Source organism: Bradyrhizobium sp. MOS002, from assembly GCF_003020115.1.
Classification (GTDB): domain Bacteria; phylum Pseudomonadota; class Alphaproteobacteria; order Rhizobiales; family Xanthobacteraceae; genus Bradyrhizobium.
In genome coordinates this window covers 80,494-94,435 of sequence record NZ_PYFX01000002.1, presented here as the reverse complement: position 1 = coordinate 94,435, position 13,942 = coordinate 80,494, and the positions used below count along the sequence as shown (strand labels likewise).

The window sequence follows — 13,942 nt, the reverse complement described above, 5'->3', positions numbered from 1 at the left end:
CGCCGCATCCCTACGGCGCCAGATACCGCAGCAGCTCCGGATTGCCCCTCACCTCGCCTGCCTGGCCTTGCAGCGCGACGCGGCCGCGGTCCAGCACGTAGGCGTAATCGGCGACGCGGAGTGCGAGGTCGAGGTGCTGCTCGACGATGATGACGGCGATGGTTTTCGCGAGTTCGATCAGGCGCTCGGTGATTTCCTCGATCACGCCGATCCAGACGCCTTCGGTCGGCTCGTCGAGCAGAAGTAGCTTTGGATCGCCCAACATGGCGCGGCCGATGGCGAGCATCTTGCGCTCGCCGCCGGAAAGCGTGCCGGCGGGCTGGTCGAGGCGCTGGCCGAGCTTCGGGAAGATGGTCAGCACGTGGTCGACGGCGTCGGCCTTCCTGCTCGCGAGCGAGCCGACCGCGAGATTGTCGCGCACCGACAGGCGCGCGAATACGGAATGCTCCTGCGGGACGTAGCCGATCCCGGCGCGTACCCGCTCCTGGGTCGCGCGGCGACTGATGTCGCGGCCGTCGAAGGCGACCTCGCCCTTCCACGCCGGCAGCTCGCCAACGATGGTCTTCATCAGCGTGGTCTTGCCGGCACCGTTGCGGCCCAGCACGGCGACACCGCCGCGCCAGGGAATGCCGAGGTTGACGTCGAACAGGACCTGGCTGCGGCCATAGCCGGCGTCGAGGTGCTTGATGTCCAAAAATTCAGGCACGGCGCAAATAGATCTCCTGGACGGCCTTGTTGGCCTGGATCTCGGACACCGTGCCGGACGCCAGCACCTTGCCCTGGTCGAGCACGGTGAGGCGATCGCAGATGTCGCGGATGAAATCGAGGTCGTGCTCGACGATGACCAGCGAGCAATGCTTCTTGATCGGCTGAAGCAATTCGCCGGTGACGCGGCGCTCCTCCAGGCTCATGCCGCCGGTCGGTTCGTCCAGCAGCAGAAGCTTCGGCTTGCAGGCAAGCGCCATCGCGATTTCCAGCCATTGCTGCTGGCCGTGCGACAGCGCTGCGGCCGCGTCGAAAGCGCGGTCGGCAAGCCGGAATTGCGTCAGCATGGTCATGACCTGGTCATGCAGCGCGACGCGGGTGCGCGAGAACACGAGATCGAACAGCGAGGACTGCGCCTGCAACGCGAGCAGGATGTTGTCGTACAGCGTCAGGGTCGGCAGCACCGACGTGATCTGGAATTTCAGGCTCATGCCGGCGCGGGCACGCTCGGTCGGCGTGAATGCGGTGATGTCGGTGTTGACGAAGGAGACCCTGCCTTGGGTGGGCACCTCGGCGCCGGCAATGCACTTCATCAGCGTGCTCTTGCCGGAGCCGTTCGGGCCGATCAGGCCATGAAACTCGTTCTCGCCGACGGTCAGCGCGGCGCCATCGAGCGCGGTGAGCTTGCCGAAGATCTTCTTGACGCCGGTGGCTTCAAGGAGCGGCATCGCGCTTCTCCTTTTCGGTCGCCTTGGACTTGCCACCAAAACTGCCGACCCGCTCGCGTTCGCCGAGCACGAAACTGATCAGGCCGAGCGGCCGGAACAGGATCACGAGCAGCAGCAGCACGCCAAGGATGATCGGCCAGACCTCGCGATAATTGTCCGAGAGCCAGAAGCTGACGCCCTCGACGATGACAGCGCCGATGACGGCGCCGATCAGCGTGCCGGAGCCGCCGAACAGGACGTAGAGCACGACTTGCGTCGACACGACGACGCCGACCATGTTGGGCCAGACGAAACCCTCGTGGAAGGCGTAAAGGCTGCCGGCGAGACCCGCCACCGCGCCGCCGATCGCGAAGATGATCGCCTTGAGGTGCTGCGCCTTGTAGCCGAAGAAGGCGATGCGCTGCTCGTTCTCGCGCAATCCCGCGAGCGCCAACCCGAACTGCGAGCGCACCAGAAAACGGCAGAGGAGATAGACCACGACCAGAATGCCGAGCACGAGATAATAGAAGGGCGGCCCTTCCGAGAACTCGTAGCTACCTACCGTCATCGGCGCGATCGAGGGGATGCCGTTCTGGCCACCGAGATAGTACCAGCCGCGCGCGAGCCGGTCGGCCGCGTAGGAGCCGGTCAGCGTGCCCAGCGAGACGAAGATCACGCTGGAGGGATGCCGCCCCAGCAGCAGGAAGCCGCCGAGCAGCAGCGCGAAGGTCAGCCCGATGATGGTGCCCGCGGGCAGCACCAGGAAGATGTTGGTGATGTCGAGGTCGCGCGCGAGCAGCGCCACGCCATAGCCGGCCGAGCCGAAAAACAGCGCCTGGCCGAAGCTCATGATGCCGGCATAACCCCACACGAGGTCGAACGACAGCGCGAACAGCGCGAGGATGATCACCCGCGTCGCGAACACCGTGAGGTAGTCCTGCAGCAGCAGCGGCGCGACCAGCGCCGCGACGAGCACGACGCCCTCTACGATCGGTAGGATCTTCCGTCCCGGAGCGGCTTGCTTCGCTGACCCGTGCTCAGCCATTGCGACGACCGCCTCCCCGCCGATGTCGGCGGGGATCGCCTGTTTCGCTGCGCTCATCGACTTCCGCATTCCGCCTCAGCATTCCTTGGGATCGACGAGCCCGTCGCTGCGTCCGACGATCTCGTAATTCCCGCCCTTGGCGACCGCGGTGTACATCTTCATCTTGCAGTGCCGCTTGCCCGGCACCATCTCGGCAGGTCCCCCGGGACCTTCGGCGATCTTGGCGTGATCGAGTGTGGCAGCGACCGATTCGCGGTCGATCTTGCCGGCTTCCTTGACGGCGGCTTCCCACAGCTTCAGGCCGCGATAGGTGCCGGTGGCGGCGCTGCCGGCGGCGAACAGGAAGTTGCCCGGAAAATCCTTCTCGTAGGCCGCCTGGATTTTTGCGTCGAACGGGTTCTCCTTGGTCAGCACCTTGAAATAATCGAGACAGCTGGCGAGACCCTCGATCTCGGCCGCCTGATTGATGTTGAGCGTGTTCTCGTCATAGTAGACGCAGGCCAGCCGCCCGCCGTTCTTGAGGAAGCCGGCTTCGTAGAGCTGCTTGAAGAACGGGCCGACGCCCGGCGGAATGACGGTGTTGAAGACGACATCGACCTTGTTGGAGATGATGCGGTTGACGGTCGAGGAGAAGTCGACCTGGTCGAGCGGATAGTATTCCTCGAACACGACCTCGCCGCCGTTGGCCTCGATCACCTTGCGGGCATAGACGTTGAGCGTGTGCGGCCAGACATAGTTGGCGCTCGGCAGCGCGAACTTCTTGCCGCCGTTCTTGATCAGCCAGGGAATGAAGTCGTCGCACTGCTGCGCCGGCGTCGGCCCGGTGCAGAACAGATAGGGCGTGCACTCCTTGCCTTCGTAGAGCTGCGGATAGATGTAGAGCGTCTTGCCGCGCGCGACGATCGGGTCCTTGATTGCGTTACGCATCGACGAGGTGATGCCGCCCAGCACCATGTCGACCTTGTCGCGCTGGATCAGCTTGCGGACGTTGCCGACAGCGACGGATTCGTTCGAGGCGGTGTCCTCGATATAGAGCTCGAGCGGGCGGCCGAGCAGACCGCCGCCGGCGTTGATCTCCTTGATCACCATCTTCGCGACGTTGGCGTCGGCATTGCCGGCGTAGGCGATCGGCCCGGTGAGGTCGGTGGCGATGCCGACCTTGATCGGAGCTTCGGCCGCATTGGCCCAGGGCGCCGGGATCACCCAGCTGCCGACGCCGGTTGCGACCGCCCCGGAGGCAAAGGCGAAATTCGAGAGGAAGCGGCGGCGGGAGAGCTGAGTACGATCGGACATGTGACTAAACCCCTTTTCCAGCGATGAGGCCCTGCGGCCGGAATTTGATGAAGACGATGGCGAGAACGAAGACGAGAACATCGGCCACGACGGGCGCCATCACCCAGGGCAGCGCGGCACTGAGCGTGCCGATGAGGCCGGCGCCCGCGACCGGCCCGATGAAGGAGCCGACGCCGCCAACCATGACCGCGACAAAGCCCTGGATCAGGAAGCGCAGGCCGAGATCGGCGAACAGGCTGAACACCGGCACGATCAGCGCGCCGGCAAGGCCGGCAAGTGCCGCGCCGAACGCAAAGGTGGCGCCGTAGATCAGCGGTGTGGAGATTCCGGAGGCGCGTGCCAGCGACGGATTTTCCAGCGTGGCGCGCACGCGCAGGCCGAAGCTGGTGCGCGCCAGCAGCAGATAGCAGCCGCCCATCACCAGCGCCGTGATGACGATGATGGTGAAGCGCCAGGCCGAGATGTGCATGGCGCCGATGTCGATCGAGCCGCCGATCGGCTCCGGCACGGTGAGATAGAAGCCGCCGATCAGGCCGCGCACGGATTCGCGGATGATCAAGCCGAGCGCATAGGTGCCGAGCATGGCGACGATGGGGGCGGCGTAGAAGCGTCGGATGATCAGCGCCTCCAGCACGAAGCCAAGTGCGCCGACGGCGAAGGGCGCGGCGACCATGCCGGCCCAGATCGGCAGGCCCTTGGCATAGGCGAGATAAGTGATGTAGGCCCCGAGCAGGACGAACTCGCCCTGCGCGAAGTTGAAGATGCCCATCATGCTGGCGATGATCCCGAGCCCCAGCACGATCAGGACGATGATCGCGCCAAAGCTCAGGATCTCGAACGCCGCGACGAACGCGTTAGCCATGCGATGCTGTTCCGTCCGTCTGCATGAGCCCCTGACTCACATCTTCTTCCAGTCGCCGATCTGCTCGAAGGCGTGGGCGGCGCGGTAGATGGTGGATTCCTCGAACATGCGGCCGACCAGCATCAGGCCGACGGGCAGACCGTCGACCATGCCGCAGGGCAGCGACATCGCGGGATGATGGGTGATGTCGAACGGCGCGGTGTTGGAGATCATCTCCAGCGCGCGGGCGACATAGTCCTCGCGGCTGGCGGTCGGCTCCGGCAGTTTCGTCGCTTTCATGGGCGTGGTCGGCAAGAGCAGGAGATCGTAGTCCTTGAAGGCCTTGTCGTAGGCTGCGGTCAGGCGGCGGGAGATGTTCAGCGCCTTGCCGTAGTAGCGGGGACCGAAATTGTTGTTGATGTAGGTGCCGAGCAGCAGGAAGAGCTTTGTGGTCTCGGACAGCGAATCCGCCTGCCGGCGCCAGCCGCGGTGAAAATCCATCAGCGTGGTCGAGTAGAGGTCAGACCGGCTGAGGCCATAGCCGTCGCCATACATCATGGTCTGGGTCATGCCCTCGGTGCCGATCGGCGTCCAGATCGCGGGGCCCATCAGGTGCATCGGGATCGAGACAGTCTCCACGGTGGCGCCGAGATCCTTGAAGCGCTTGGCAGCCCCCCGGACGCTTTCGTTCACCGCAGACTCGGCGTTCGCCTGCTCAAACCCTTCCTTGAGGATGCCGATCTTCATGCCCTTGACGCCCTGGCCGAGCGCCTTGGTGTATTCCTCGACCTTCGGCGCCTTGATGCGCGGATCGTAGCCGTCGTCACCGGCGAGCACTTCGAGCAGCAGTGCGTTGTCGGCGACGGTCGCCGTCATCGGACCGGTGTGGTCGACGAAGATCTCGATCGGCATGATGCCGGTGTAGGGCACGAGTCCCCAGGTCGGCTTCATGCCATAGGTGCCGCAGAACGAGGACGGCATGCGGATCGAGCCACCCTGGTCGCCGCCGATCGCCATGTCGACCTCGCCGAGCGCGACCACGACGCCTGAGCCTGACGACGAGCCGCCGGCCGAATAGCCCATCTTGTGCGGATTGTGGACGGCGCCGACCGCATTGGTGTGGCTGCCGCCGGACATGCAGAAGGATTCGCAATGGACTTTGCCGGCGATCTCGGCGCCGGCATCGAGCATGCGCGTGACGATGGTGGCGTCGAAATCGGGGACGTAGCCTTCGAGCGTCGCCGAGCCGTTCATCATGGGAACGCCGGCGAGCATGATGTTGTCTTTCAGGGCGACCGTCTTGCCCTTGAGCTTGCCGCTCGCCGCACCCTTCACGGTCGACTTGCGATACCAGGCGTTGCGCGGGTTCTCTTCCGGCGAGGGCCGATAGCCGGGCGTGCGCGGATATTTGACCTCCGGCACCTCGTCCGGCATGGCTCCGACGAGATTATAGGCTTCGATCGAGCCCTGCATCAGGCCGCGGAACGAGGCGACATCGTCATCGGACAGGGCGAGGCCGCACTGCTCGGCGACGCTGCGAAGTTGGGCGGGCGTGGGAAGGACAACTGTCACGGCGCTCTCCTGAAGTTTCTTGATCCCTGGCATTGGACGGAAGCCGTCCGGTTGCGCCTGCATGGCGCCGGTCGGCCGGCTTCGCGTCGATATTACAGACGGAAATATTTTCCTTTTCAAGTATTATTTTGAATTTCGGGCGGGTGCGGATCGCCGCGCCGGCATCAGATCGGTTTGATCAGCTTGAAATCGAGGCCATCCGCCGCGGCGAGATACATTTGCATCCGCGTGTGACCGTTCCTGACGGTGACGGGGCCGCGCGCGCCGCCATAGACGATGTTGCGGCCGGCCGCGAGCATGGGCCCCATCGCCAACGTGCCCGCCTTGTTCGCCACGGCCTCGAGGAAGCGCAGCCCCTCATAGCTGGATTGACCGAGCGAGCCGATCGGGGGCCCGTTCGGTCCGAACATCGCGCGATAGCGGCTCTGGAAGTCGTCGTTGGCCCGCGATCCGATGCCGGGGAAATAGCCGGAGGCGCAGAACAGATTCTCGCTGTTGTCGGCGCCGATTCCGAGCAGCACGGTCTCGTCCATCGCTCCGGCCAGCCGCAGCGTCGTGGCGCCGAGGCCGCATTCGCCGAACGCGCGATTGAACGTGATGCTGTCGGTGCCGATCAACGAAGTCAGGACGACGTCCGGCCTCGCGGCACGGATGCGCTCCAGATGCGGCTCGTGGTTGTCTTCGCCGAGGGGAACGAACTCTTCGCCGACGACATGGCCGCCGGCCTCCTTGATGTAGCGCTTCACCGCGCGGTGCGACTGCCAGGGCCAGACATAGTCGCTGCCGATCAGGTACCAGCGCGCCGCCTTCTTGACGTCGGCGAGCCAGTGGATGGAGGGGCGGCTCTGCCAGCGCGGTGTCTCGCCGATCGCCATGACACCCGGCGTCTGCTCGCCGCCCTCGTAGACGGGCGTGTAGATGTAGGGGATGCGGTGGCGGGTGGTGACCTCCCGCAGCGCCACACGCACCGCGCTGGTATGCAGTCCGACGATGAGATCGATCTCATCCGAAGCGATCGCCTGCTCGGCGCGGCTCAGAATCTCGTCGAGCGGGCCGCCGGCGTCGTAAATCGAAAGTTCGATCTCGCGCCCGAGGATGCCGCCGCGCTTGTTGATCTCGGCGACGGCGAGCTGCGCACTGCTTGTGGCGCACGGGCCCCAAACGCCGGGCGAGCCGCTGCAACAGATAAAGCCGCCGACGCGGAGCTTGTTGTGTGCACCGCGGCGCTTCATGAAATGCGCGTCAACCGGCGACAGGTCGAAATCCGCTGCCGCGGGCGACAGATTCCTGAACAGCAAGGACGGCGGTAACGCCGGACCGCCGTGAGCCGGGAAGTTTACCGTCGCGCGCACGCCAACTCCTGTCTGATACCAGACTTGAAAGCTCATTCAGCGGGCGGCCGCGGCACCCGCCCTTTTGTTGAGCAATATCCTATTTTGAAAATATTGAATATTCAAGAATTGAAGTGCATATAGATGCAGCATCGATTGCAAGACATTCACTCATTTGGGTCAAGACGAAGTCTTAGCCGTGGCAAAACCGAACACCCCGATCACCGAACACCTCGCCTATCTGCTCGCGCAAGCCAACCGGGAGATCAACCGGCAGCTGGAACTTCGCCTGAGCAAGGAAGGCGTGCCCGTCGAGCAGTGGCGGATCCTGAAAGTGCTGTCGGATGGCAACGGCCATTCGATGGGCGAGCTGGCGGATGCCGTGCTGCTCAACCATCCGACGCTGACCAAGATGATCGACCGCATGGTCTCGGACACGCTGGTCTACCGCGTGCAGGACCCGAACGATCGCCGCAAGGTCCTGATGTTCATCTCCGATCGCGGCAAGGTGCTGAGCAAGAAGCTCAACTCGCTCGCGGTCGACCAGGAAGAGCACATCCTGGAGAGCTACGGCGACAAGTCGACGAGCGAATTGAAGCGGCTGCTGGAAAGCTTGATCGACAGCTCGAATTGAGTGGTGCGTTTAGCTAAGCTGTCTCAACACGGTCGTCCCGGCGAAGGCCGGGACCCATACCGCGGACTCTATCGAAGGCGCGCGGACGTCGTACCGTGCGAAGACGCGCAACGATCAGTCGTCGCCAAACTCAATCCTGTGGTTATGGGTCCCGGCCTTCGCCGGGACGACGATGTGGTGGGATACGCGCACCCCATACTCAGCCGTCATCGCCCGATTTAATCGGGCGATCCAGTATTCCAGAGACCGATGTGATTGAACCGAGAAGCCGCGGCGTGCTGGGTCGCCCGGCTAAACCGGGCGACGACAGCTGAGGGTGAGGCACCGACGTCGCACCTCACACCTCATCGCTAGGCATACCGCCCGTGGCAGTGCTTGTACTTCTTGCCCGAGCCGCACGGACAATCCTCGTTGCGGCCGATCTTGCCCCAGCTTGCCGGGTTCTTGGGATCGCGCAACGCCGCGTCGGTGGCCTGCGCGCCGAGCGTGACGTTGGCGAGCGCCATTTCGTCCTCGCCGGTATTCGGGTCGAACTTGTGCGCTTCCATCGGCGGCAGCACCGGGGCTTCCTGCTCCGGCGGCACGATCTCGACCCGCATCAGCTGCGCCGTGACGGCCTCGCGCAGATGCGCGCTCATCTCCTGGAAGAGGTTGAACGCTTCGGTCTTGTACTCCTGCAACGGATCGCGCTGGCCGTAGCCGCGCAGGCCGATGACCTGGCGCAGATGGTCGAGCATGATCAGGTGCTCGCGCCAGAGATGGTCGAGCGTCTGCAGCAAAATGGTCTTCTCGACGTAACGCATCACGTCGGGACCCCATTGCCCGACCTTGGCCGCCATGTGCTCGTCGGCTCGGCTCTCGATGCGCGTGAGCAACTCCTCGTCGGCGATGCCCTCTTCCTTGGCCCAATCCTCGATCGGCAAGTCGAGATCGAGCACGCGCTTCAGCTCTTCCTTCAGGCCCGTGACGTCCCACTGCTCGGCATAGGCATGCTCGGGCACGTGCTTGGCGACGAGGTCGTCGATGAAGGCGTGGCGCATGTCGGCGACGGTCTCGGCGACGCTGTCGTCCTTCATCAGGTCGATGCGCTGGTCGAAGATCACCTTGCGCTGGTCGTTCTGGACGTTATCGAACTTGAGCAGGTTCTTGCGGATGTCGAAGTTGCGCGCCTCGACCTTCTGCTGTGCCTTTTCGAGGGCCTTGTTGATCCAGGGATGGATGATGGCCTCGCCCTCCTGCAGGCCGAGACGCTGCAGCATGCTGTCGAGGCGATCCGAGCCGAAGATGCGCATCAAATCGTCTTCCAGCGACAGGAAGAATTTCGAGCGGCCGGGGTCGCCCTGACGGCCGGATCGGCCGCGGAGCTGGTTGTCGATGCGGCGGGATTCGTGGCGTTCGGAGCCCATGATGTAGAGGCCGCCGGGCTTCTTCACGGTCTTGGCGGGCTTCGAACCCTTCGCCGGCTCGATCTCGACCTCTTCCTCGGCTTTCAGCACGATGTCGCGGAAGTGCTCGATGTCGGCCTTGATCTGCTCGATCTTCAAGGCCTTCTCGGCCTCGTCCTCGATCGAAGCCGCCTCCTGCTGGATGCGCATTTCCAGCGAGCCGCCGAGCTTGATGTCGGTGCCGCGGCCGGCCATGTTGGTCGCGATCGTGATCGCGCCGGGGACGCCGGCTTCCGCGACGATGTAGGCTTCCTGCTCGTGGAAGCGTGCGTTCAGCACAGCGAACAGCTTTGCCGGCTTGCCGGCGCGAGCCGCGGCGTACAGCTTCTGCATCGAATTTTCGTTGCCGAAATCGATCTGCCGATAGCCGTGCTTCTTGAGATATTCGGCGATCACTTCCGATTTTTCGATCGAGGCGGTGCCGACCAGCACGGGCTGCAGCCGCGCATTGGCGCGCTCGATCTCGGCCAGGATCGCGGCGTATTTCTCGTTCTGGGTGCGATAGACCTCGTCGTCCTCGTCGAGACGGGCGACCGGCAGATTGGTCGGGATTTCCACGACCTCGAGCTTGTAGATGTCGAACAATTCGTCGGCTTCGGTCAGCGCCGTGCCGGTCATGCCGGCGAGCTTTTCGTACATCCGGAAATAGTTCTGGAAGGTGATCGAGGCCAGCGTCTGGTTCTCGGGCTGGACCTGCACGTGCTCCTTGGCTTCCAGCGCCTGATGCAGGCCTTCGGAATAGCGGCGGCCCTGCATCATGCGACCGGTGAACTCATCGATGATGATGACCTCGTCGTCGCGGACGATGTAGTCCTTGTCGCGCGTGAACAGCGTGTGGGCGCGCAGCGCCTGGTTGATGTGGTGCACGACAGAGACGTTCTCGACGTCGTAGAGCGACTCGCCCTTGAGCTGGCCGGCATCGCGCAGCAGCGTCTCGATCTTCTCCATGCCGGCTTCGGTCAGCGTCACCGTGCGCTGCTTCTCGTCGACGTCGTAGTCGGACTTGTCGAGCTTGGGCAGGAAGCCGTCGATGGTGTTGTAGAAGTCGGAGCGATCGTCGAGCGGGCCGGAGATGATCAGCGGCGTGCGCGCTTCGTCGATCAGGATGGAGTCGACTTCGTCGACGATCGCGTAGAAGTGCGGCCGCTGGACCATGTCCTCGAGCCGGTACTTCATGTTGTCGCGCAGATAGTCGAAGCCGTATTCGTTGTTGGTGCCGTAGGTGATGTCGCAGGCATAGGCCGTCTTGCGCTCGGAATCGTCGAGGCCGTGCACGATCACGCCGGTGGTCAGGCCGAGGAAGCCGTAAATCTGGCCCATCCAGCCGGAGTCGCGGCGGGCGAGGTAGTCGTTGACGGTGACGACGTGGACGCCCTTGCCGGCGAGCGCGTTGAGGTAGACCGCGAGCGTTGCGACCAGGGTCTTGCCTTCGCCGGTCTTCATCTCGGCGATGTCGCCCTCGTGCAGCACCATGCCGCCGATCAGCTGGACATCGAAATGGCGCTGGCCGAGCGTGCGCTTGGCGGCTTCACGGACCGTGGCGAAAGCGGGGACCAGCAGCTCGTCCAGGGTCTTGCCCTCGGCGAGCTGCTGCCTGAACTCGGCGGTGCGGGCCTTGAGGGCCTCGTCGGAGAGTTTCGAGACCTCGGGCTCCAGCGCGTTGATCGCGTTGACGCGGGACTGATATCCCTTCACCCGCCGGTCGTTGGCGGAGCCGAAAAACTTGCGGGCGAGCGCGCCGATCATGCTTAGTTCCTGTGTTCGCGATTCAACCGCGTTCGCGTTGCAGCCAAGAGGTTGTGACCCGCCTGCCTATCAACTCACCGTGACGCCTGCTGGGCGCCGGAGCCCGGACTGCGGAGGGTCCATCCGCCATATGGGTGGGAGTTGGGCAAGTCTGGGTTCAACGGCCAAAAACGCAGCAAAATAAACGCCATCGCATGGACGCGACCGGGCAGAGATATGGCCCGGTCAGGGCCTTGTCAACGGCGGGTGCATTGCGGCTAATTCATCATTTTGACAGACTTTTCGCGTTGCCAAGGCCCCCTGAATTGGGCGAGTGTCCGCCCCGCTCGAGCAGCCCCCTGCTTCAACAAAAGGATTTTCCATGACCACCTCGTTCCCGGTAACCAAAACCGGCCTGCGCTTCGGCCTCGCCACCGCCCTCGTGGGCTGCCTTGCGCTGGCGCTGATCGCGGGTCCCGGCCGGGCTGCCGACGATCCGGTGCTGGCGAAGGTCAATGGCGCGGAAATCAAGAAGAGCGACGTCGCCATGGCCGAAGAGGAACTCGGGCCGAGCCTCGCCCAGATGGACCCGGCGACCAAGGACGAGAACGTCCTGTCCTTCCTGATCGACATGAAGATCGTCGGCAAGGCCGCCGAGGACAAGAAGCTAGCCGACGGCGAGGAGTTCAAGAAGCGCCTCGCGTTCGCCCGCAACCGCCTGCTGATGGACAGCCTGCTCGCCGGCGAGGGCAAGGCCGCCACCACCCCGGATGCCATGAAAAAGGTCTACGAGGAGGCCTCCAAGCAGATTACCGGCGAGCAGGAAGTGCACGCCCGCCACATCCTGGTCGAGACCGAGGACGAGGCCAAGGCGGTGAAGGCCGAGCTCGACAAGGGCGCCGATTTCGCCGAGCTCGCCAAGAAGAAGTCCAAGGATCCGGGCTCGGCCGACGGCGGCGACCTGGGCTTCTTCACCAAGGAGCAGATGGTGCCGGAATTCTCGGCGGTCGCCTTCGCGCTCGAGCCGGGCAAGATCTCCGATCCCGTGAAGTCGCAGTTCGGCTGGCACGTCATCAAGGTCGAGGAAAAGCGCAGCCGCAAGGCGCCTGATTTCGAGCAGGTCAAGGCGCAGATCGAGCAATATGTCACCCGCAAGGCCCAGGCCGACTACGTCGCCAAGCTGCGCGCCGAAGCCAAGGTCGAGCGGCTGGACCAGCCGGCGGATGCGGCTAAGGACGCCAAGCCGGCTGATGCGGCCAAGCCTTCCGACAGCAAGATGGCGCCGCCCGCGAAGAAGTAAGAATTCGCTGTCACTTCGGTGACGCCGAGGCTATCTAACGTCGCAATGGCCGGGCATCGCCCGGCCATCTGCATATCCAGACCCCATCAAGGCGCCCGCGATGTCCTCCTCCGTCTCTCCCCTCGCCCCGAAGAACGTTCCCGACATGCCCACCATTGCGGGAATCCGTCTCGCGACGGCCGAGGCCGGCATCCGCTACAAGAACCGCACCGACGTGCTGCTGGCGGTGATGGACAAGGGCACCGCGGTCGCAGGCGTCTTCACCAAGTCGAAATGCCCCTCCGCGCCGGTGGAATGGTGCCGCGCCAAGCTGAAGGGCGGCAAGGCGCGCGCGCTGGTGGTCAATTCCGGCAACGCCAATGCCTTTACCGGCAAGACCGGTCGCAGCTCCACCGCGCTGACCGCCAGGATTGCGGCCAAAGCCGTCGGCTGCACCGCGGGCGAAATCTTCCTGGCCTCGACCGGCGTGATCGGCGAGCCGCTGGACGCGACCAAGTTCGACGGCGTGCTCGGTCGGCTCGCGGAAACCGCCGAGGCCGGCGATTATCTGGCGGCCGCCAAGGCGATCATGACCACCGACACCTTCCCGAAGGTCGCGACCGCGACCGTGAAGCTCGGCAAGGCCAAGGTCACGATCAACGGCATGGCCAAGGGTGCCGGCATGATCGCCCCAGACATGGCGACGATGCTGTCCTTCATCTTCACGGACGCACCGATCGCGCCTGCCGCGCTGCAGGCGCTGCTCAAGAGCGGCGTCGAGGACACGTTCAACGCGGTCACGATCGACGGCGACACCTCGACCTCGGATACGCTGCTGGCCTTCGCCACCGGCGCTGCTGCAGAACACGGCGCGCCGAAGATCAGCCGCGCCAGCGACCCGCGCCTGAAAGCCTTCGTCAAGGCCTTCAATCAGGTGCTCGCCAATCTTTCCGAGCAGGTGGCCCGCGACGGCGAAGGCGCGCGCAAGCTGGTCGAGATCACCGTCGAGGGCGCCAAGACCAAGGCTTCGGCGCGCAAGATCGCGATGTCGATCGCGAACTCGCCGCTGGTGAAGACCGCAATCGCCGGCGAAGACGCCAATTGGGGCCGCGTGGTGATGGCGGTCGGCAAGGCTGGAGAGCCGGCCGACCGCGACAAGCTCTCGATCTCCTTCAACGGCATCCGCGTCGCCAAGAACGGCGCGCGCGATCCGTCCTATGACGAGGCGCAGGTGTCGGAAGCGATGAAGGCGCCGGAGATCGCGATCAAGGTCTCGCTCGGCCTCGGCAAGGGCCGCGACCGCGTGCTGACCTGCGACCTCACCAAGGAGTATGTCGCGATCAACGGGGATTACAGGTCGTAGAG

General features: G+C 64.3%; 11 protein-coding genes. 3 read left to right on the top strand and 8 right to left on the bottom strand.

Annotated elements, in window-relative coordinates:
- Window positions 1–10: 10 nt before the first annotated feature.
- From C7G41_RS05105 to C7G41_RS05075, 7 genes are all read right to left on the bottom strand, one after another.
- Window positions 11–706, bottom strand: coding sequence for an ABC transporter ATP-binding protein (locus C7G41_RS05105; RefSeq protein ID WP_106941565.1), 696 nt, complete (start codon window positions 704–706; stop codon window positions 11–13).
- Window positions 699–1,433 carry an ABC transporter ATP-binding protein gene (locus tag C7G41_RS05100; protein ID WP_199198191.1) on the bottom strand — a complete coding sequence of 245 codons (735 nt, stop codon included), beginning with the start codon at window positions 1,431–1,433 and terminating at the stop codon, window positions 699–701. The genes C7G41_RS05105 and C7G41_RS05100 overlap by 8 nt, the downstream gene beginning before the upstream one ends.
- A complete protein-coding gene (locus C7G41_RS05095; protein ID WP_106941563.1) occupies window positions 1,420–2,526 on the bottom strand; it encodes a branched-chain amino acid ABC transporter permease in 1,107 nt (368 codons plus the stop codon). Before C7G41_RS05095 ends, C7G41_RS05100 begins: the two co-directional genes overlap by 14 nt.
- Window positions 2,527–2,532: 6 nt before the next feature.
- Window positions 2,533–3,750: a substrate-binding protein gene (locus C7G41_RS05090; protein WP_106941562.1), complete on the bottom strand. Its 1,218-nt coding sequence runs from the start codon at window positions 3,748–3,750 to the stop codon at window positions 2,533–2,535.
- Between the two features lie 4 nt (window positions 3,751–3,754).
- Window positions 3,755–4,612 carry a branched-chain amino acid ABC transporter permease gene (locus tag C7G41_RS05085; protein WP_106941561.1) on the bottom strand — a complete coding sequence of 286 codons (858 nt, stop codon included), beginning with the start codon at window positions 4,610–4,612 and terminating at the stop codon, window positions 3,755–3,757.
- Window positions 4,613–4,648: 36 nt separating this feature from the next.
- Window positions 4,649–6,163 carry an amidase gene (locus C7G41_RS05080; protein WP_106942160.1) on the bottom strand — a complete coding sequence of 505 codons (1,515 nt, stop codon included), beginning with the start codon at window positions 6,161–6,163 and terminating at the stop codon, window positions 4,649–4,651.
- Window positions 6,164–6,327: 164 nt separating this feature from the next.
- Window positions 6,328–7,515: a substrate-binding domain-containing protein gene (locus tag C7G41_RS05075; RefSeq protein ID WP_199198189.1), complete on the bottom strand. Its 1,188-nt coding sequence runs from the start codon at window positions 7,513–7,515 to the stop codon at window positions 6,328–6,330.
- Between the two features lie 178 nt (window positions 7,516–7,693).
- On the opposite strand from C7G41_RS05075, the gene C7G41_RS05070 reads away from it, so the two are divergent.
- On the top strand, window positions 7,694–8,128 hold the full coding sequence (locus tag C7G41_RS05070; RefSeq protein WP_007599198.1) for a MarR family winged helix-turn-helix transcriptional regulator: 435 nt from the start codon (window positions 7,694–7,696) through the stop codon (window positions 8,126–8,128).
- A gap of 350 nt (window positions 8,129–8,478) precedes the next feature.
- Here the strand turns inward: C7G41_RS05070 and secA are convergent, their stop codons facing one another.
- Window positions 8,479–11,319, bottom strand: coding sequence for a preprotein translocase subunit SecA (gene secA, locus C7G41_RS05065; protein ID WP_106941559.1), 2,841 nt, complete (start codon window positions 11,317–11,319; stop codon window positions 8,479–8,481).
- A 361-nt stretch (window positions 11,320–11,680) separates the two neighbouring features.
- Here secA and C7G41_RS05060 point away from each other — a divergent pair, with 361 nt between their 5' ends.
- Both C7G41_RS05060 and argJ read left to right on the top strand, forming a co-directional pair.
- A complete protein-coding gene (locus C7G41_RS05060; RefSeq protein WP_199198187.1) occupies window positions 11,681–12,598 on the top strand; it encodes a peptidylprolyl isomerase in 918 nt (305 codons plus the stop codon).
- Window positions 12,599–12,698: 100 nt separating this feature from the next.
- Window positions 12,699–13,940: a bifunctional glutamate N-acetyltransferase/amino-acid acetyltransferase ArgJ gene (gene argJ, locus C7G41_RS05055; RefSeq protein ID WP_106941557.1), complete on the top strand. Its 1,242-nt coding sequence runs from the start codon at window positions 12,699–12,701 to the stop codon at window positions 13,938–13,940.
- The last annotated feature ends 2 nt before the right edge of the window (window positions 13,941–13,942 follow it).